The organism is Terrilactibacillus tamarindi (assembly GCF_009718825.1).
Taxonomy (GTDB): Bacteria; Bacillota; Bacilli; order Bacillales; family Sporolactobacillaceae; genus Terrilactibacillus; species Terrilactibacillus tamarindi.
On record NZ_WNHB01000003.1, the window covers coordinates 89388 to 108699 of the forward strand.

Annotated in this window: 17 protein-coding genes and 1 riboswitch; of the genes, 10 read left to right on the plus strand and 7 right to left on the minus strand. The window is 39.8% G+C overall.

Annotation, left to right across the window (positions count from 1 at the left end):
- Window positions 1-5: 5 nt before the first annotated feature.
- Window positions 6-503 carry an Hsp20/alpha crystallin family protein gene (locus GMB86_RS02660; protein ID WP_155216563.1) on the minus strand — a complete coding sequence of 166 codons (498 nt, stop codon included), beginning with the start codon at window positions 501-503 and terminating at the stop codon, window positions 6-8.
- A 470-nt stretch (window positions 504-973) separates the two neighbouring features.
- Between GMB86_RS02660 and GMB86_RS02665 the strand changes: the two genes are divergently transcribed.
- Entirely contained in the window at window positions 974-1489 is a 516-nt protein-coding gene (locus GMB86_RS02665; protein WP_196220106.1) for a GNAT family N-acetyltransferase, read from the plus strand.
- 89 nt (window positions 1490-1578) lie between these two features.
- Here GMB86_RS02665 and GMB86_RS02670 read toward each other — a convergent pair whose 3' ends face one another.
- Complete coding sequence (locus GMB86_RS02670) at window positions 1579-2742, minus strand: iron-containing alcohol dehydrogenase (RefSeq protein WP_329602720.1); 1164 nt, start codon at window positions 2740-2742, stop codon at window positions 1579-1581.
- Window positions 2743-2880: 138 nt separating this feature from the next.
- Between GMB86_RS02670 and GMB86_RS02675 the strand changes: the two genes are divergently transcribed.
- On the plus strand, window positions 2881-3153 hold the full coding sequence (locus tag GMB86_RS02675) for a hypothetical protein (RefSeq protein ID WP_196220107.1): 273 nt from the start codon (window positions 2881-2883) through the stop codon (window positions 3151-3153).
- Window positions 3154-3383: 230 nt separating this feature from the next.
- On the opposite strand, the gene GMB86_RS02680 is transcribed toward GMB86_RS02675, so the two are convergent.
- On the minus strand, window positions 3384-4649 hold the full coding sequence (locus GMB86_RS02680; RefSeq protein ID WP_155216569.1) for a YeeE/YedE family protein: 1266 nt from the start codon (window positions 4647-4649) through the stop codon (window positions 3384-3386).
- A 477-nt stretch (window positions 4650-5126) separates the two neighbouring features.
- Between GMB86_RS02680 and GMB86_RS02685 the strand changes: the two genes are divergently transcribed.
- The 3 genes from GMB86_RS02685 to GMB86_RS02695 all read left to right on the plus strand — a co-directional run bounded on the left by GMB86_RS02685 (window position 5127) and on the right by GMB86_RS02695 (window position 9921).
- Entirely contained in the window at window positions 5127-5735 is a 609-nt protein-coding gene (locus GMB86_RS02685; RefSeq protein WP_196220116.1) for an isochorismatase family cysteine hydrolase, read from the plus strand.
- A gap of 151 nt (window positions 5736-5886) precedes the next feature.
- Window positions 5887-7671 carry a DNA helicase RecQ gene (gene recQ, locus GMB86_RS02690; protein WP_155216574.1) on the plus strand — a complete coding sequence of 595 codons (1785 nt, stop codon included), beginning with the start codon at window positions 5887-5889 and terminating at the stop codon, window positions 7669-7671.
- Between the two features lie 423 nt (window positions 7672-8094).
- Window positions 8095-8278: riboswitch (Lysine riboswitch) on the plus strand.
- 182 nt (window positions 8279-8460) lie between these two features.
- Window positions 8461-9921 (plus strand): amino acid permease, encoded by a 1461-nt coding sequence (locus GMB86_RS02695; RefSeq protein WP_155216576.1) that lies wholly within the window; start codon window positions 8461-8463, stop codon window positions 9919-9921.
- 48 nt (window positions 9922-9969) lie between these two features.
- On the opposite strand, the gene GMB86_RS02700 is transcribed toward GMB86_RS02695, so the two are convergent.
- Complete coding sequence (locus tag GMB86_RS02700; protein ID WP_155216578.1) at window positions 9970-11520, minus strand: MDR family MFS transporter; 1551 nt, start codon at window positions 11518-11520, stop codon at window positions 9970-9972.
- 293 nt (window positions 11521-11813) lie between these two features.
- Between GMB86_RS02700 and GMB86_RS02705 the strand changes: the two genes are divergently transcribed.
- Window positions 11814-12149 carry a DUF1516 family protein gene (locus tag GMB86_RS02705; protein WP_196220108.1) on the plus strand — a complete coding sequence of 112 codons (336 nt, stop codon included), beginning with the start codon at window positions 11814-11816 and terminating at the stop codon, window positions 12147-12149.
- Window positions 12150-12210: 61 nt separating this feature from the next.
- On the opposite strand, the gene GMB86_RS02710 is transcribed toward GMB86_RS02705, so the two are convergent.
- Window positions 12211-12726, minus strand: a complete 516-nt coding sequence (locus GMB86_RS02710; RefSeq protein ID WP_155216582.1) for a GNAT family N-acetyltransferase — start codon at window positions 12724-12726, stop codon at window positions 12211-12213.
- Between the two features lie 207 nt (window positions 12727-12933).
- On the opposite strand from GMB86_RS02710, the gene GMB86_RS02715 reads away from it, so the two are divergent.
- Both GMB86_RS02715 and GMB86_RS02720 read left to right on the plus strand, forming a co-directional pair.
- Window positions 12934-14193, plus strand: coding sequence for a glycosyl hydrolase family 18 protein (locus GMB86_RS02715; protein ID WP_155216584.1), 1260 nt, complete (start codon window positions 12934-12936; stop codon window positions 14191-14193).
- A 177-nt stretch (window positions 14194-14370) separates the two neighbouring features.
- The gene (locus GMB86_RS02720; protein ID WP_155216586.1) at window positions 14371-15234 is read left to right on the plus strand and encodes an NAD(P)-dependent oxidoreductase; all 864 of its coding nucleotides are present in this window, start codon (window positions 14371-14373) and stop codon (window positions 15232-15234) included.
- Window positions 15235-15337: 103 nt separating this feature from the next.
- On the opposite strand, the gene GMB86_RS02725 is transcribed toward GMB86_RS02720, so the two are convergent.
- Window positions 15338-15670 carry a PqqD family protein gene (locus GMB86_RS02725; RefSeq protein WP_196220109.1) on the minus strand — a complete coding sequence of 111 codons (333 nt, stop codon included), beginning with the start codon at window positions 15668-15670 and terminating at the stop codon, window positions 15338-15340.
- 72 nt (window positions 15671-15742) lie between these two features.
- On the minus strand, window positions 15743-17620 hold the full coding sequence (locus GMB86_RS02730) for an OPT family oligopeptide transporter (RefSeq protein WP_155216590.1): 1878 nt from the start codon (window positions 17618-17620) through the stop codon (window positions 15743-15745).
- Window positions 17621-17918: 298 nt separating this feature from the next.
- On the opposite strand from GMB86_RS02730, the gene GMB86_RS02735 reads away from it, so the two are divergent.
- Entirely contained in the window at window positions 17919-18533 is a 615-nt protein-coding gene (locus tag GMB86_RS02735) for a hypothetical protein (protein ID WP_155216592.1), read from the plus strand.
- A gap of 242 nt (window positions 18534-18775) precedes the next feature.
- A complete protein-coding gene (locus GMB86_RS02740; RefSeq protein WP_155216594.1) occupies window positions 18776-19168 on the plus strand; it encodes a DoxX family protein in 393 nt (130 codons plus the stop codon).
- Window positions 19169-19312: the final 144 nt, after the last annotated feature.

Consider the following 19312-nt stretch of genomic DNA (forward strand, 5'->3'; position numbering starts at 1 on the left):
TCCCTCTAGTCTTCAATCGTTAATGTATTATTCGTTTTTGGATATTTCGGTCCTCTAATTTGAAGTTTTCCATTTCTAAACGTCGCTTTCGTCCGTTGTTTAACAATGGTATAAGGTAAATAAATTGTTCGAGAAGATTGTTGCATCCGTCTTTCATGATAATAATAATGCTCGGCATCGTGATTGGCGTTTGTTTCTTCTTTTTGTATAACCGTAATTCGAAGACGATCTCCTAACATTTCAATATGGATATTCTGACGATCGACACCTGGAAGATCGGCATCAACCACCCACTCAGACTCCGTCTCATAAACATCTACAGGAAAAGAAGTCCATTTCAAAGAAGAACCTTGAAAAAATGAATCAATGGAATCCAAAATACCACGATAAGGCTCACTCTTAAAGAACTCATCCATCCGGCCAAGGAGACCTTGACTAAAATGGAATGGTTTTGGTGGAAGTTTCCTTAATTTATTTTCAGGTTCTTTATTTTGTTCATCCATGATCCTATCTCCTTTTTAAAAATAGTGCTCGGACTCACATAGCCCGCCCCACTATTAATTTATGAGTTTCTTTTGAAGCTTGTGACACTAAAATTGTAATGTGGTTTTCTTAATCTCCCACTGTTTGAAAGCATGAACCAATACTTCATGCGGTCCCCACCCAGGAATGCTCGTTTACCCTCATTACCTTGAGCCGTTTATGCAAGATAAGCAAAAAATGATTAAGACAAAAAGAAGAAATAAATGGATGAATCATTGGTTGTAAAGAAACAATGATAAGAGGGGGTTAAACATCGAAATAAAAGGGTACAAATACGCATAAGGTTGTATGTTCTTAGAAAAAGTGTGACAAACTAATCATAATATTTGTGAGCGATATGACCTTATGTTATGATAAATTTTCGTTGTTTTGTGATAGTTATCACAATCTTATCTTATATTTAAAATGGAGGGTCAATAAAGAAATGACAATGCATAAAGCTAAATTATCAGAATCAGAAGCGATCTTTTCCATGTATGAACAAGCTGTAAAAATCATGAAAGACCAAGGAATTGATCAATGGGATGAAAAATATCCAAGTCATGATCAATTAATTGAAGATATAGAGAATGAAGAACTATACGTTTATACTGAGGATGATAAGTACTTGGCTGCGATCGTATTAAATGAAGATCATGATGAGGAAACGAAACAGATCCCATGGCACTATACAGATGGTCCCTCATTAATTATTCACCGGCTTGTTGTTCATCCCGAAGCGAGAGGGAAAGGACTTGCAAAAAAACTCTTAGCCTTTGCCGAAGATTTTGCACGCGAACATGGATACAACCAAATTCGATTAGATACATACAAAATCAATGTCGGAGCTGTAAAGCTTTATGAAAAAACAGGCTATGAATTGCGTGGAGAAATGGACTTAGGAAAAGAACATCCCTTTGTTTGCTTTGAAAAGAATGTGAAAGTCACGAGTAAAGCTGGAAGGTAACATTAATATTTAAAGCCACAAACCAATTACGTAAATTGGATTTGTGGCTTTTCTAATGTAAAAAAAGGCAGCGGACAGCCGCTACCCTTTTATAGAGATGCTGTTAGAATCGAGACAACATCCTCTTTATTTAACTTTTTAAATTGACCAAATTCACCGTTAATGACGGACTTATCCGCCATGAGATCAACTTTATCATCACCAATTTCATAATCTTTAAGCGAGTTCGGAGCACCGATGCTATTCCAAAATTCACGAAGCTTTGCAATTCCTTCAAGAGCAACATCACGATCGGATTTTCCTGAAGGATCAACATCAAATACGCGTACAGCGAGCTGCTTGAATCGATCCACATTCACGTCTAAGTTGTGTTTCATCCAATTTGGGAAGATGATCGCAAGTCCACCGCCATGTGGAATGTCATAGACGGCTGAAACGGAGTGTTCAATATTATGAGTTGCCCAATCACCTTGGTAACCCATGGATACCATACCGTTAAGCGCCATTGTTCCGCAATAAAGAATGGTTTCACGTAAGTCGTAATTCTCAAGATCATTCACAAGTTTAGGTCCTTCTTCCATCACGGTTCTTAAAATGGACTCGCAGAAACGATCTTGAAGCGGGGTATGTTTTGCTGGGTGGAAATAGTGTTCAAAGACGTGGGACATCATATCCACAATACCGTAGATTGTTTGATTTTTAGGTACAGTGAACGTATTAACTGGGTCTAAAATGGAGAATTGAGGATAAGTCACAGGGCTACCCCAACCATACTTTTCATTGGTTTCCCAATTGGTAATAACAGAACCAGCGTTCATTTCAGATCCTGTTGCCGCAAGAGTGAGAATGGTACCAAATGGTAAGGCTTCCGTTACTTGATGTTTTTTCGTAACAAAATCCCACGGGTCTCCGTCATACTTCGCACCAGCAGCGATTGCTTTAGTACAGTCAATAACACTACCACCACCTACAGCTAGCAAAAATTCAATGCCTTCTTTTTTACAAATTTCTACTCCACGCTTTACTGTAGTTAACCTTGGATTAGGTTCAACACCAGAAAGTTCAAAAAGCTCAACATCTATACTATTTAATAAACCGATGACTTGATCGTAGAGTCCTGATCTCTTAATACTTCCCCCACCATAAACGAGCAAGACTTTCTTCCCGTAATTTGGAATGAGGTTTTTTAATTGTTCAACTTGACCTTTGCCAAAAATCAATTTTGTTGGATTGTAAAATGTGAAATTTTCCACGATATCACCTCATATGTAATTAAATTTAGTGAAGCTATATTTAGAATGGCATAAAGAGGAGTCGAGCGTCAACTAAACGGCTTTATTAGGAAGTGATACAATTAAGCCGGATTCAGAGCGGCGCGACTCCTCTTTGTAGTGGTGCAATTCAGGTTCAGAGCGGCGCAATTCAGGTCTGGAGTGGTGCAATTCATGTCAGATGTGGTGCAATTCCGTTATAGAGCGGTGCAATTCATGTCTGAAGTGGTGCAATTCCCTTTTAGAGCGGCGCAATTCACATCTGAAGTGGTGCAATTCCGTTTTAGAGCGGCGCAATTCACGTCCGAAGTGGCGCAATTCCTCTTCGAAGTGGCTCAATTCAGGTTCAGAGCGGTGCAATTCACATCTGAAGTGGTGCAATTCCGTTTTTGAGCAGCGCAATTCCTCTTCGGAGAGGCGCTGTTCTCATTTAATATTCCACAATTCTTGCTAGAAATACCTCCATTAAGACCCAAAGCAGCTCAATAAGGTCCAGCTAAGCGCATACATATACCGGATAGGTGCCAAATCCTTTATAAAGTCGCGCAATGTGCTCCCCTCAGTGAACATAAAAAGAGCTATACCTTCATTAACAGAAGGTATAGCTCTTACATTTCATAATTTTAACAAAAATGGTCACTTGATTTAGGGACGGACATGCCAAACAATGGACGCAAATATAAGGCTACGTAAGTTCCAAGCATGGCCATGATCGCCCAAACGTATCCATGAAGACTGAATGAAGCGATGCCGCTGAAATAGGCACCGATATTACATCCGAAGGCAAGACGTGCACCGTATCCCATCAATAATCCACCAATAATGGCAGCGGCCAATCGTTTAGCCGGGATTTTTTTGAGTACGAACAATCCACCGAGAGTAGAGGCAACAAAGGCACCGATGATCAAGCCAAAGTCCATCACGCTGGTTCCATCGGTGAAAACAGATTGATGGAGGGCAGCAGCTTTAGGTCCTGACCAATACGCCCAATCTTCCACATTAATCCCTAAGGCACTAGCGGCTTTAGAACCCCATAAGGCAAAGCCAGATGTGATGCCCCATGGACTTCCTTTGACAAATAATGTAGCTGCATTGAGTACTGCAAGAACAACAGCAGCCGTTAAAAGAGGCCATGACCCTCTGAAGATCCGCTTCCAGCCTGTAGTTGTAGGTAGTGACGCCATTTTTGGTGCTTTCCTTTTTTTCTCAACGACAAACGTCATCCAGGTAATGACACCAAAAATGATCATTTGAAGCACCCAACCACCTAACCAGCCGAGTCCCGTACTTGTTGCTAGTGAAAAGGGTTTGAATGATGGCATTTGATTGACCCAGAAGTCAAAGTGCCAAGCCCCAATGACGGAACCAATAATAAAAGCGATAAGAGTAAAGAACATTTCCGTACGGCCGCCACCGACAGCGTACAATGTACCTGACGCACAACCACCGCCAAGCTGCATCCCAATACCAAAAAGAAAAGATCCAACAATAAGACTTGTGCCGACAGGATCTAAGTTTGGTGTCGGTTTTGCTCCAAATAGAGTGGTATTAAAAGAAAAAATAATAGCAAATAAGGTACTAGCAACCGCAAGCATCAGCATATGAGCTCGTATGGCTTCCCCATTTCCGACAGATGTGAATCGTCTGAACGCTGATGTAAAACCGAATCTTGCGTGAAAAAGAGTGACACCTAACAATAATCCTATCCACAAAAGGATACCTTGCTTGATTCCCCCAATCGAAATACTGGCAATACTTAGAATGATAGCTATAATCACAGCACTTATAACAAGCCAAGGTTGAGGAGAACCAAGAGGTACGATTTGTGATTTGACTTTTTTATTTACATTGTCTTTTGACAAAGCAGTAGAAGCTGATGATGAAGACATGTATTACACCTCTTATTCCTATAAAATTAGTTGGTAAAAACTATTCTAATACATTTAAACTAGAAAATAAAGTGAAAAAGACTATAGGCTTTATTTACCACTAAATGTATGCTAAAACTAACCTTTTATGAAACAGACTTATAAGACATTGTCATCGTGCAGTTCCCAAATTTTTTTAAAAACGAATCAGACTAGTGAGATAAGGGTATAGCTATTAAGAGTTATAATTGGTTGTTCAAAAAGTCACCAAATGATAAGCTACGAATCTCGGACGCCCGCTTGTTTTTCCGGTCCTCATGTAGTAAAAACAAGAGGATCTTCAACTAAAATTGCTCACGTCCTGTGGCTGGCGTTGAAGCTACCACATCCTGTGGAATGCCGGTCCTCAGGAACTGCGCGCTCTTATCTTCTTGCTTCTAATTTGCCACCTTTTTGAACACGTATTATAAGAAGGAATGATAGAGATGATGAATCATGATGAAAGATGAACAATTAGATCAATCCGTAGCTCTTTTAATCATTGATATGATGAATACGATGGATTTTCCGGAAGCGGATCTTCTTATTCAGGAGCTCAAATATAAACTACATAATATGGTTGAATTAAAACAGCGTTGTAAACAAGAACACATTCCTGTCATTTATATCAATGACCATTATGATCTTTGGAAATCGGATGTTCATGCCATTGTATCTAAGGCTATGAAGGGAAAGGCCAAAGATATGATCAAGACATTGATTCCAGATGATGATAATTATTTTGTTTTCAAGCCAAAACATTCCGGTTTTTTTGCGACACCGCTTGAATCATTACTTAAGCATTTGGGAGTCGGTTCATTGATCCTCATGGGTGTAGCCGGAAATATCTGCGTGTTGTTTACAGCTAATGATGCTTATATGCGAGATTATAAGCTTTTTGTCCCCCAAGATTGCTGTGCTTCAAATGTCAAAGAAGACAATGATTATGCTTTAAAAATGATGAAAAATGTTTTGAAAGCGAACATATCTCCCCAGAATGAGTTAAATCTTAAAAAAATAAAGAAAGAGGCCTTTAATAAAAAAGAACAGACTTTATATGAAAATTAACGGTTCATGTCTATTCTAGGCTTCCGTTCCTATCCACCTTTTTTAATAAAATGGTAGAAATAAAGTCAACTCCTGCGTTAAGATAAGACTATCGAATAGAAAAGATCGAGTAAACATAGATAGACTTACGGTAGGGAAGGATGACCCATGCATGCTTCAAGAAGCGCAAGGTTTATTAAAAAAATATTTTGGTTATGATTCATTTCGCAGTGGGCAAACGGAAATCATCAGTCGCTTACTTAATCAGCAAGACACGGTCGGAATTATGCCAACGGGTGGTGGGAAATCCGTTTGTTATCAAATTCCAGCATTAATGTTGCCTGGAATTACATTAGTGATTTCTCCACTCATCTCACTTATGAAAGATCAAGTCGATGCACTTGAAAAACAAGGGGTATCGGCGACGTTTATAAATAGTTCTCTCTCAGGTGATGAGGCTTGGAAACGTCTGAGGGATGTATCGGCGGGACGGTATAAATTATTATATGTCGCCCCCGAGAGATTAGAGGTTCCTTCTTTTTTAAATCGCCTCCTTCAACTTAATATTTCCTTAGTTGCGATAGATGAAGCGCATTGTATTTCTCAATGGGGTCACGACTTTAGGCCGAGCTATCGGTTAATCATTAATATGATTCAAAGCTGCACCGTGCGTCCAACCGTTGTCGCTTTGACGGCAACCGCAACACCAAGGGTGACAGCGGATATCTGTGACCTATTACAGATCGGAAGAAAAGAAGTTATTCTAACAGGCTTTGCACGGGATAATTTGTACTTTCAAGTCATTAAAGGGCAGAGCAGACGTGTTTTTATAAATGAATATGTGAGAAAAAATAAAGATCAACCCGGCATTATCTATGCAGCCACTCGAAAAGAAGTGGACAACCTTCATCATTTTTTAAAAAAAGAAGGCATTCAAGTCGGAAAATATCATGCAGGGATGTCTGAAGAGGATCGGCAGAAGAATCAAGAGCAATTTCTCTATGATGATGTGACCGTGCTTGTGGCTACGAATGCCTTTGGTATGGGGATTAATAAATCAAACGTACGTTACGTGATGCATTATAATATGCCTAGAAACATTGAAGCCTACTATCAAGAAGCAGGGCGTGCGGGCCGTGATGGTGAACGGGGGGACTGCATCCTGCTATTTGCTCCAGAAGATATTCAATTGCAAAAATTCTTTATTGATCAATCTGAAATGGATGATGTGTTAAAAAAAGACGAATATCACAAATTGGAGCGTATGATTAGTTATTGCCATACGGAAGACTGCCTACAATCTTATATACTCGACTACTTTGGCGATCAATCGTCTGAACGGTGTGAACGCTGTGGGAACTGTAAGGATGAACGCAAACGGCAAGACGTTACGCGTGAGGCACAAATGGTTCTTTCCTGTATCAAGCGTATTCGTGAGCGCTTTGGTAAAACATTTGTGGCGCAAATCTTAACGGGGGCGACGAATCAACGCATTAAAGATTTTGGATTTGACCAATTATCGACGTATGCGATTATGCGTGATCGGACGCAGAAAGATGTCAGTAGTTTTATAGACTTTCTAACGGCAGACCAATACCTGATTCCCTCTGGAGGAACGTATCCGACGCTTTCGCTGTCTCAAAAAGCGATCAGTGTGCTTAAAGGTGAACGTCAAGTCTTTAAAAAAGAAAATATCAAAGCTGTTAAAGTAACTGTGGATGACGCGTTATTTGAAAATCTGCGGGCCATTCGAAAACAGCTAGCGGCTAAAGAAATGGTGCCACCGTATGTTGTTTTCTCTGATCAATCATTGCGTGATATGTGTGCGAAACTCCCATCATCTGATATGGAATTTTTGATGATCAAAGGTGTTGGTCAGCAAAAACTAGAAAGATATGGCGAAGCCTTTTTACGTGCCATTGCAGAATATCAAGAAAAAAAAGAGGCATCACTTTAGTTGATCATATGATGGAGCACTTCCAGAAATGTAGTCAGGTTAACTTTAAGCGGATCAATGTACGAACAACCGAGTTTCAGCGATTAACCGGTTAAAAGAGCAGATAAAGTATTCATGAACGAAACCTAGCCCCTTACTCGTAATTTCGTAGGTTAATTTGTTAAACTGAATGACTACAAAAAAGAAACCAAATCAGAGCTACATTACGAAAGGAGCTAGTTATATGATAAGGATAGCCCAAAATACGTTGGTTTAAACGTGTCAAAAGAAAAAATTGCTGTTGCTATCGTGTAATTATGACAAAAAAGTGAAAAGTTGCAGGTTGGATGATATTGCCACAGTTTAACCTCTTGATCATGCTTCCTTATTCCTGTACACTATAGGACGTCATCATAATTGCATATCAACATCCTCATCATCGTACGGTGGGGTAGAGGTCGCGGTATCTATGAGTAAGACAGAGGAGACATAGGAAGATCTATGAATCTGTTTGAAAGGATATATCGCCGAAACGAAACTGAGATTCCTAGCTCACTTCGTTGGGGCTGCTGTCGAATAGGAGCAGAACTGTCACATTACAAAGGTAATGTGGTGTGCTATCAAATGGAAGATATAGAGGGTATTTTTTCCGCTTGGATACACAACATCTATGCGGTTTTTTTGTGCTTAAAGAAAATAAGTGTTATTTATTTAAGTATGGTGGACGTTGTTTGTCTACGTAATAAGCGGTTTGCCGGTTGGCAAGCTTATGCCCTTTCTCTTCAAAACTTTTGGAGGTAATAAAGCATCATGTCGATTCAGTCAAATGAGACAACAGGTCTCAAACGTGGTTTAAAATCACGTCATTTAACGATGATTGCGCTAGGAGGCGCCATTGGTACAGGTTTATTTCTAGCAAGTGGGAATTCGATTTACACCGCAGGACCTGGAGGCGCACTTCTTGCTTATGCCATTATTGGTCTTATGGTGTACTTTTTAATGACTAGCTTAGGAGAACTTGCGGCTTACATGCCACATAGTGGTTCTTTTAGTACGTATGGTACGCGTTTTGTTGATCCTGCCTTTGGCTTTGCTTTAGGCTGGAATTATTGGTACAACTGGGCCATTACGATTGCAGCGGAACTCTCTGCAGCAACCATTATCATGAAATATTGGTTTCCACACAGTTCATCCTTTTTGTGGAGTGGTCTATTTCTATTACTCATTGTCTTGCTTAATATCTTATCAGTAAAAGGATACGGTGAATCTGAATACTGGTTTTCATTAATAAAAGTCGTGACCGTCATCATTTTTATTATCATTGGTCTTTTGATGATCTTAGGTATTATGAAAGGTCACACGGCAGGATTTTCAAATTTCACTAAAGGCGATGCACCGTTTCACGGTGGTTTTTTAGCGATGTTTAGTGTTCTTCTCTTGGCAGGGTACTCATTCCAAGGAACAGAACTTCTTGGCGTCGGGGCTGGAGAAAGTGAACATCCAGAGAAAAACGTCCCAAAAGCGATGAAAAGTATCTTCTGGCGTATTATTTTATTTTACATTGTGGCCATTTTTGTTATTGGGATGATCCTTCCCTATGCAGATCCAAGACTTTCATCAGATAGTGTGATGGTCAGTCCTTTCACACTTGTTTTCAAAAAAGCAGGACTTGCTGTAGCGGCCTCTGTGATGAATGCGGTCATCTTAACGGCTGTTATATCTGCCGGAAATTCGGGTCTTTATGCGTCAACACGTATGCTATATGCCTTGGCAGCTGAAGGGAAAGCACCAAGATTTTTAGCCAAAGTGAATCAACGCGGGATTCCAATATATGCCCTTCTTGTTACTGCAGCGATAGGAGCGGTTGCTTTTATTGCCTCTTTCTTTGGAGATGGCGTTGTGTATACCTGGCTGCTTAATGCATCAGGAATGTCTGGTTTCATTGCATGGCTTGGCATTTCCATCAGTCATTATCGCTTTAGACGTGCTTACAAGGTTCAAGGCGGCAACCTGTCGGATCTTCCTTATCGAGCTAAGTGGTTTCCATTTGGCCCGATCCTAGCTGTTATCATTTGTGCGATTGTAGCGATCGGTCAAAATTATCAAGCTTTTACCGGTGGCAAAATCGATTGGGCTGGTGTGTTAACGGCATACATTGGGATTCCGTTTTTCTTGATCATATGGCTCGGATACAAATGGAAAAACAAAACAAAACTCATCCCTTTGGAAAAATGTGATCTGACGCGTCACCAATATGTGAATGATAAGTAATAAAAAAAAGCATTCCACTCATCCATGTGTGGAATGCTTTTTTTATTGTCAAGATACTTTTTCTTTAGATTTGTTAGAATCGACACTTCTTGCATTTCCCATGAGGAAAATAAAAATTAATGTCATGACAATCGGAATTAACGCAAACAGAAAAGTATGTGTAATGGAATCAGACATCGCATGGATGATTTTGTCTAATATAAATGAAGGTATCTTAGAACGATATTCGGGTTGAAAAATTTGATTAACATTATCTATCTTGGCGAGAGGATTTCCGCCTGCTTGTTCACCTTGACCTGCCAAGTGTTGCTGAATGCTTTTCATGGCCTCTTTCATTTTATCTGCAAAAATATTATTCTGAATTGAGCCAAATACGGCAATCCCAATGGTCATTCCAAGTGAACGTAAGAACGTATTGGTTGAATTGGCTGTTCCACGATATTGAGGCTCTAGGTTGTGAATCGATGCCATGGGTAATAATGAAAATGAAAATCCAACTCCAAAACCTGCAATTCCCATATAAAGAATCAGTAACGCATGCGGTGTGGACGGTGACATATTAGCAAGGAACAACATACCAACAAAGAAGGCGATAAAAGAAATAAACATTAAGTTACGAAAACTCGTTTTTGATTGAAAAATACCTCCGATGGAGCTGCCAAGAACTGAACCGAGCATCATTGGCGTTAAAATAAATCCTGCATTTGTGGCGGATCCACCATAAACAGCCTGTACAAAAATAGGAATATAGACCGTTAATATAATGAAAGAACAACCGTATAAGAAAGCAAGGATTTGTGACGCGGCAAATAAGCGCCGTTTAAATAACCAAAATGGTAAAATGGGTTCTTTTGCTTTTAACTCAGTAAAGAAAAAGATGACAAAGAAGACGGCGAAACTAGCGAATAGACTTAGAATTTGCCAAGACTTCCATGCATATTCATGGCCACCAAGTTCGAGAGCAAACATGAGACTGATAACAGAAATCACAAGAGTAATGGCTCCTGTCCAATCAATCACTTGTTTATGGTGTTTAGTAGATTCTTTATAAAACGCCGTGATTAAGGCGAATGAAACAATACCGATAGGAACATTCACATAAAAGACCCAATGCCAACTTAAATAATCAGTGATATAGGCACCAAGAAGCGGTCCAAGAACACTGGCTAAACCAAAGACGGCACCAAAGAGACCTGTCATTTTTCCACGCTTTTCAGGTGGGAAAATATCAAACACAATCGTAAAGGCAATCGGCATTAAAGCTCCACCGCCAATTCCTTGAAGAGCTCTAAAGAGGCTAAGCTGGACCATCGTTTGGGCGATGCCGCATAAGGCTGATCCAATTAAGAAAACGATAAGACCAAATAAAAAGAAACGCTTTCTACCAAACATATCTGAAAGTTTACCGAATATCGGCATACCAGCCATGACCGTAATCATATAGGCTGCGGTAACCCAAATAAATTTATCGAGACCCCCGAGATCCGATACGATGGTTCCCATAGCAGTGGCCACTATCGTATTGTCCATCGCCGCCATTAACATTCCGAGTAGGAGTCCAGTAATAACAAATTTTAAATGACTGCTTTTTATTTCCATTTTTTCTCTCCTTTATTTATGTGATACTCATTTATCGTTATTTTTAACGAAGGATGGCCATGTGAATGTGTTTCTTTTTAAATAAGGACATAAAATTGATTATACCTCTCAAAAAAATATTAAACAAATTTTTTACAAACACATAAATAGAGTCATGACACATGTTCAATATGTACAGAGTATGAACAAGTTTAGAATTTATGATCACCTTATGATTGTGATAAAATAAGAGCAAGGTCAAACGATACATAGTAACATTCTAAAAGTTTAAATGAATGAATGGAGGGGTGAAAGTGAAAGATACCTTACTAACGATTCATGGGTATTCTTGGATGATTTTAGCTGTTTTATTCTTATTAACATGTCTTTTTAGTCGCCAAAAGTTAACCGCCATGATTTTGCGTCTTTTTTACTTAGTGATGATTATTACGGGTGTATGGATGTTGATACTTTACCATTTTCCTATAACACCAATCATAAAATTGTTTCTAAGTCTCATCTTAATCGGCTTTATGGAAATGATTCCTGCTAGAATCCGTCGTGGTCAATCGACAACGGTTCTATGGATTCTATTTGGTATTGATTTTATTGTGATCTTGCTTATGGGGTACCGGGTGATACAGTTTTAAAAAAATGTAGTCCTTTTTAGAAAGGGACTACATTTTTGTTATGTATGTTATTTTAGAAGATCTAGTCAATCCAATACCTTTTAACTACGTTTCCATCCTCTTCCACAAAATCAAAGTCTTCTACTCCACCATTTTTCAAAATGATTTTCTTAGAACCGAGGTTACTCGCATCGCAAACCACCAATATCCTATCAATTCCCAGTTGTTTAGCCTTCTCAATCGATAAGTTTAATAGTTTTGTAGCAAAGCCTTTGCGTCGTTCAGTAGGCCGAATGCCATAGCCTATGTGACCTCCACAATTAAGAAGTTGTTCAGTTAAACGATGGCGTATATTTGAAACACCCAGGATACGGTGATTTACATCCATTAACCAGTAAGTTGAATCAGGAACCCATGAATCAGGTAAACCGATCCCTTTTTCGCTATCTAGAAGACTTTGCACCATACGAGGAAAATCTGAAGGATCTTTTTCTATAACCCATGGGATCATTGTTTCGCCACTTTGCTTCCATTCATGATAAAAGTCTAAATACTCTTTTTCGTACTCGACCGTTGGCTTGACTAAAAACAAAGACATGTCATCACCTCATCTTATAGTTGGTCTTACATTACCACAAGAAGATCCCTTTTTCTATTAGAGATGGTTTGTTGACTCATTTGGCCACTACCTTCATGAAAAAACTTTTCGAACATCTAAGAACTAGATGAATACCATAGGGATAGATGTGGAAATAGTGAATGAATTTTTTGTCAAATAAAATGGCAGTGGAAAGGGTGGGAGACCTTGTTTGTCTATACTGTAAAATCAGGAGATTCCTTATATAGCATTAGCCAAAAATTCAATATAAATTTTGATACACTACGTGCAGTAAATGGCCTGGAGCAATTTCTTCAAGTGGTGCCGGGTCAGGCACTTTTAATTACAACGGATCAATATGTTGTGCAGCCTGGAGATAGCTTTTTTACAATAGCAAGAACGGCCTATGTAACCATTGAAGACATGCAAAGAGCAAATCCGGGAGTCAATTCAAATCAACTGAGGGTTGGTCAAGTACTCAACTTACCGACTCCGCCAAAGACGGTTATCTCAAATTTAAGCTATACGCAATTACGGATACCTTCCATTGATACAGCATTAGTAAATAACTTCGCACCATACTTAACATACGTTGCGTTGTTCGAAATACATTTTAACTGGAATGGGGATCTTAGTACATTAGATGATACACAAGCAGTGACAGCAGCTTGGCAACGTCGAGTGAGGCCCATTATTACTGTGACGAACTTAACAGCAAGTGGTTTTAGCCCTGACCTTGCGACTCGTGCTCTAAATGGAACGACCGTTAGAGAAAACCTTATCAGAAACATTATTAATTATATGACGTCTCATGGTTATGGTGGTGTGAATATTGATTTTGAAGGTGTTCGAGGAGCAGACCGTGTCGTTTATGCGAGTTTCTTACAGGAGTTAAAAAGTCGAATGCCACAAGGAACATCGTTAACTGTCGCGGTGCCTGCAAAAACGGATGACACAGCACCATGGACCCGGGGCTATGATTATGCCGCTATTGGTGCTGCTGTAGATGGCGTCTTTCTTATGGCGTATGACTGGCATTATATTGGTAGCCAGCCAGGACCAACAGCTCCTCTACCTAATGTGGAACAAACGGTACAATATGCCATTAGTCAGATGCCTAGAGAAAAGATCTTTCTAGGTGTTCCATACTATGGTTATAACTGGGTTGTTCCTGTCACCCCTCAAAATCCAGGCTCAGCCATATCTAGCCTAGCAGCAACGAATTTAGCGATGCGGTACCAAGTCCCTATTCAATATTCTACGAGAGACCAAACGGCCTTTTTTAATTACACGGATGAAAACGGACAGTACCATACGGTTTGGTTCGACGATACACGAAGCCTTTTTGCTAAAGCTTTGCTTGCCAAAAGGTATCGCGTGGGTGGGATCGGGGCATGGCAATTAAACTTAAGCTTCCCACAAGCACCTTACGTTTTGACACGCGTTTTTCAAATTCGAAAAGTTTAACAGATTTTAGAAAAAACTCCTCTTCCACAAGCCTGTGAAGCGCGAAGCTCAAGGGTAAGGAGGTCAATTACGTCCTCTAATCTTTTGATGGATTCGGTAAGACATGTTATGTTAGTAACGAGACCACATTGCTTTATGATGTGAAAAACATGAGTTCATCGAAAGTGAGTGAAGAGGATGTCAAAACCCATCATTGGTTTTATTGGAACGGGCGTTATGGGTCAAGGAATGGTACGCAATTTGTTTAAAGCCGATTACAATGTGAATGTCTATAACCGAACAAAAGAAAAAGCAGATGCACTTGTCAAAGAAGGCGCCACTTGGTATGACTCTCCAGCTGAGATTGCAGCAGCGTCAGATGTCATCATTACCATAGTCGGTTATCCAAAAGATGTCGAGTCTGTTTATCTCGAAGATGGAATTTTGGCTCATGCCAAAAAAGGGGCTTATGTGATCGATATGACCACGTCATCACCACAGCTCGCTGAAAAAATATATGAAGAAGCAGCGAAACGGGGTATCCATGCATTAGATGCGCCAGTTTCGGGTGGCGATGTTGGGGCGAAAAACGGCACTTTATCCATCATGGTAGGCGGAGATAAAGAAGACTTTGAAGTGGTTCAACCTGTTTTCGAAGCCATGGGTAAAAATATCGTCTATCAAGGCAAAGCAGGCGCAGGTCAACATACGAAAGCAGCCAACCAAATTGCGATTGCTTCGGGTATGTTAGGTGTTGCTGAAGCCCTTGCCTATGCTGAACATGCTGGACTTGATCCTGAAACAGTCTTAAGTAGTATTTCACAAGGGGCAGCCGGAAGTTGGTCTCTGTCTAATCTCGGACCTAGAATGTTAAAAGGTGATTTTGAACCTGGATTCTATGTCAAACACTTGATCAAAGATATGAAAATTGCCCTTTCTTCAGCTGAATCATTAAAACTAGATACACCAGGTCTATCACTATCAGAAAAACTTTACGAAGAACTCGCCGCTTCCGGTGAAGAAAATAGTGGGACACAAGCCATTTATAAAAGATACAAATAATCACAAATGAAAAAGACTCCGATTGAAACTGCAACTCAACTGTTTGACATCTCGACAGTTGGAAGCAGGTCAGATGGGAGTCTTTTCTTGCCTTACATAACCATCATTTATTCCACTTGATCCATTGATTTGCTTCTAAAATTTGCAAGAATTTAACTAAACGGGCTAATGCCATGTCATCGTCATTCCCAAATTTTTCGACAAAGCGTTTTTCGATATCAAGGACGGTTTGTTTTCCGTCAATTTGACCTACAACAAACTCACCAAGCGCATCTAGTTTAACCTTTCGAAATGCGGGTTGCTTAAAAAAACGAATCGATAGGCGTTCCAGCCAATTTTGACGTGGAATGAGTAAGAAAGCGTCTTGACCATCCACGACTTGAATCCCTTCTCTTAACATGGGAGATAAAAAAAGCATGTTATCTTTTTTCTTCATAGTTAGAACCTCCTCGTATATTAAAAAACTTCCTTCCAAACACAGGAAGGAAGTTATCATCTAATAAATCAATTAAGCTTTTCGTTTCTTCATGCTCACGCGATACAATAACCAACATACAATTAAGAAGAGAACAAATGGAAGCCATTGATTTTGGATCAAGACATTCGCAGGAAGTGGAACTTTAACCCAGATAAGGACGGCAACGATAACCCCAATAAGGGATTCCCCAGCAATTAAGCCTGCTGCATACAACGTTCCTCGTTCCACACTAGCTTCTCTTTCTTGATCTGATTTTGAAAAACGATTGACGAAATAGCGAACGATGCCACCAAAGAAGACGGTCATACTGATATTGACAGGCAAGTATAATCCAACAGCAAAGACAAGTGAATTAACTCCCATAAATTCAACAGCAACCGCAATCGCTGCACCAATAATAATTAAGGTCCAAGGCAAATTACCATCGAAGATACCTTGTACTAAAATTTTCATTAATACGGCTTTTGGTGCTGGCATGGCTTGTGTACCAAATCCATAGACGTTATTGAAAAGGACGAGCATAAAGCCCATAACGAGACCACTAACTGCAACACCTATAAGCATGGCTACTTGTTGTTTCCATGGCGTACCACCAACAAGATAACCTGTTTTTAAATCTTGTGATATATCGCCTGCAACGGCAAGAGCCGTACATACGATAGCGGCAACCGTTAATGTTGCAAGAATACCACTTGCACCGTGTTGGCCAAATAGTTTGAAAACTAAGGCGACAATAAGCAGCGTTGCGATGGTCATACCTGAGACCGGAGAAGATGAACTTCCCACAACCCCGACTATTCGAGAGGCTACTGTAACAAATAAGAATCCAAATATCGCGATGGCAATCGCACCAATAAGGCCAACCTCAGTTAAAGGAACAAAGGCAATGATGAGAATAAGTAAGATAATGCCAAGAAGAACATATTTCATTGGCATATCGTGATCTGTACGCTCGAGTGACTGTTTCCTACCATCCGTATTTTGGATTGATTGAACTGTTTCAGCGATGGTTCTAACAAGGGTTGGAAGAGTTTTTAATAAAGTAATCAGACCACCAGCCGCAACGGCACCTGCTCCGATATAACGAATATAGTTGTCCCAAATAGCTGCAGCATCCAATTGCGTTAAGGCTTCGGTTGCAGGGAATATAACGGCCGAGTTACCTCCACCGAAAAATCCAATCATCGGAACAAGGACGATCGAAGCAAATAACCCACCGGCTGCCATCTGAGCAGCAATACTTGGCCCAATAATGTAACCCACACCAAGTAGAGCAGGGTAGACTTCCATACCGACAAAAGCATTTTTAAAACGCCAGATACCGATATTCAAGTCCGATTTTACCAACTTAACCGCATCAACGATTAATTTTAAAACGCCACCGACTAAAAAGCCGGATAACACCAATTTGGCATTTTGGCCACCTGTTTCACCACTTTTTAAAACTTCTGCACAAGCTGTGCCTTCCGGGTAAGGTAGGATTTCATGCTCTTTAACAATGAGCATTCTACGCAGAGGCACCATCATAAAGACACCTAGAAATCCACCTGTTAGGACAATGAAAATAAGAAGAATTTGTGAGATCTTAATATTAAGTAAAAAAAGGGCAGGCAAGGTGAATACAGCTCCAGCTCCTAAAGCTTCACCCGCTGTTGTCATGGTTTGTACAATATTATTTTCTAAAATGGAGTCGCGTTTAAAGATTCCACGCAAAATCCCCATGGATATAACGGCTGCAGGAATAGACGCAGATACGGTCAAACCGACTAATAAGCCCAAATAGGCATTAGCGGCACCAAATAAAATAGCTAAAATAATACCTAATATAACGGCCGTGACCGTTAACTCGGGTAATGATTTTGAAGCTGGTACATATGGAGTGAATTTCTCACTCTTTTTCTGGCTCATGTTGTCATCTCCTTGAAGTGTTAGAATTATGAGAATATAATGTCAAAAACTCCCAAAAATACAAACCTTGTCTATAGTACAAAAGTCGAACAGGTAATGCAAGACTTTTGTACTTTTTATGCATAGTAATATATACCATCGGTTCAGATTTTTAACCACCATAAGGGGAATTCTCCATTTAAGAGGAAGGTTATATAAGCAAGAATAGCTCTTATTGTTTGTTCGATTTCCTTAATCATGTTTATAGATTAGTATATTTGCCTATATTGAAAGAAAAAGACGAATCTGAGGGATATCGATGAAAAAGCAAAAACTATCGGCTCTTATTTCTATTATTGGTGCATTATTATTTGGAATCGCGACAGCCTTTCACCCCTTACTAACGAATCCATGGGATGTTGGTTTTGCATTCAAAGAAGTGGCGACGCATCATCACTGGATCTTAGATCATTGGTTATTTTTACTTGGTCTGTTTGTATGGTTGCTTGGGTTAATCTTTTTTATGAAATATTCACCTATGCAAGTAAACAGGATTCCCGCATCTCTTTTTATCACATCTCTTGGTTTATGGTGTCTCATTGTTTCTGCTGAGATTGCCGTCTTACCTCAACATCTGAATAAAATTATCCATGGGCAGACATCATTATATCCCCTATGGGGAGCTCTATTTACATGGGGACTATTTGCGGGATATTTAGCGATGATTTTAGTGTACGTTGGCATTTTGATATGGGCCTGTTCATATCATGGTTATGTCAAACTAGTTGGAATAGGAGCTAGTTTATTAGGTTGTCTGGGTGCTCTACTTTCTTTATGGTTTCCGTCATGGTCCTTATACATTCAATTCTTAACCGCACCCTTACCTTATCTTTGGACCCTATGGATGACGGGGCGGACGTTTTTTTCACACTAGAGCTCTGTCTGTGCCTTATAGGCTGGCCAATCGGCAAGTTTTCTTTAAAAAAGGACAAGATGGAGTAAAATATCAATCAGATCAGTAGAATGATTGAAAGCCTGAACCAATCGATCTCATGCGGACAGGTACCCCCCCGCCTAGGAATGCTCGTTTACTCGCATACCTTGAGACGGTGGTCAATACTCGCTGTTAATGCGGGATAAAAGTTAGTACATTAAAACAAGGAGGTAACTTAGTCAATGGAGGATATAGGATTATTGCTTATCCGTCTAGTCATAGGTCTTACATTTGTCGGTCATGGAGCACAAAAATTATTCGGTTGGTTCGGCGGGCCTGGTTTGACTGGGACAGGAGAATGGTTAGAATCGATTGGAATCAAACCTGGAGGGAAAATTTGGGCCATTGTAGCAGGCACTTTTGAGCTCGTTGGAGGTATTTTATTTTTAATTGGTTTTTGGATTCCTGTTGGTGCGAGTTTAATAGGACTTATCATGCTTGATGCCATTTTAACGGTACATGGACCTAATGGTTTTTGGGCGGTAAACAATGGATTTGAATATAATTTAGTCCTTATCGCGATCGTTGTAGGCATCGCGTTTACAGGACCTGGTGGTTATGTTTTATTTAAATAATTAATCTGGTACGCCAAGCAGCATGTAACCATTATAATGAGTCAGCTACTAAAACTGAATTTCATGATGCTAAGTGAGGCCCCAAAATTAATATCCTAGCATCGTACTTTTCAGGCTTCTAGAATGTCCGAGCATATGACTTTG

Bases quoted from the DNA above. Each gene is read 5' to 3' on its own strand.
- GMB86_RS02660 (WP_155216563.1), bottom strand. From the start codon at position 503: ATGGATGAACAAAATAAAGAACCTGAAAATAAATTAAGGAAACTTCCA.
- GMB86_RS02665 (WP_196220106.1), top strand. From the start codon at position 974: ATGCATAAAGCTAAATTATCAGAATCAGAAGCGATCTTTTCCATGTAT.
- GMB86_RS02680 (WP_155216569.1), bottom strand. From the start codon at position 4,649: ATGTCTTCATCATCAGCTTCTACTGCTTTGTCAAAAGACAATGTAAAT.
- GMB86_RS02685 (WP_196220116.1), top strand. From the start codon at position 5,127: ATGAAAGATGAACAATTAGATCAATCCGTAGCTCTTTTAATCATTGAT.
- recQ (WP_155216574.1), top strand. From the start codon at position 5,887: ATGCTTCAAGAAGCGCAAGGTTTATTAAAAAAATATTTTGGTTATGAT.
- GMB86_RS02695 (WP_155216576.1), top strand. From the start codon at position 8,461: ATGTCGATTCAGTCAAATGAGACAACAGGTCTCAAACGTGGTTTAAAA.
- GMB86_RS02700 (WP_155216578.1), bottom strand. From the start codon at position 11,520: ATGGAAATAAAAAGCAGTCATTTAAAATTTGTTATTACTGGACTCCTA.
- GMB86_RS02710 (WP_155216582.1), bottom strand. From the start codon at position 12,726: ATGTCTTTGTTTTTAGTCAAGCCAACGGTCGAGTACGAAAAAGAGTAT.
- GMB86_RS02720 (WP_155216586.1), top strand. From the start codon at position 14,371: ATGTCAAAACCCATCATTGGTTTTATTGGAACGGGCGTTATGGGTCAA.
- GMB86_RS02725 (WP_196220109.1), bottom strand. From the start codon at position 15,670: ATGAAGAAAAAAGATAACATGCTTTTTTTATCTCCCATGTTAAGAGAA.
- GMB86_RS02730 (WP_155216590.1), bottom strand. From the start codon at position 17,620: ATGAGCCAGAAAAAGAGTGAGAAATTCACTCCATATGTACCAGCTTCA.
- GMB86_RS02735 (WP_155216592.1), top strand. From the start codon at position 17,919: ATGAAAAAGCAAAAACTATCGGCTCTTATTTCTATTATTGGTGCATTA.
- GMB86_RS02740 (WP_155216594.1), top strand. From the start codon at position 18,776: ATGGAGGATATAGGATTATTGCTTATCCGTCTAGTCATAGGTCTTACA.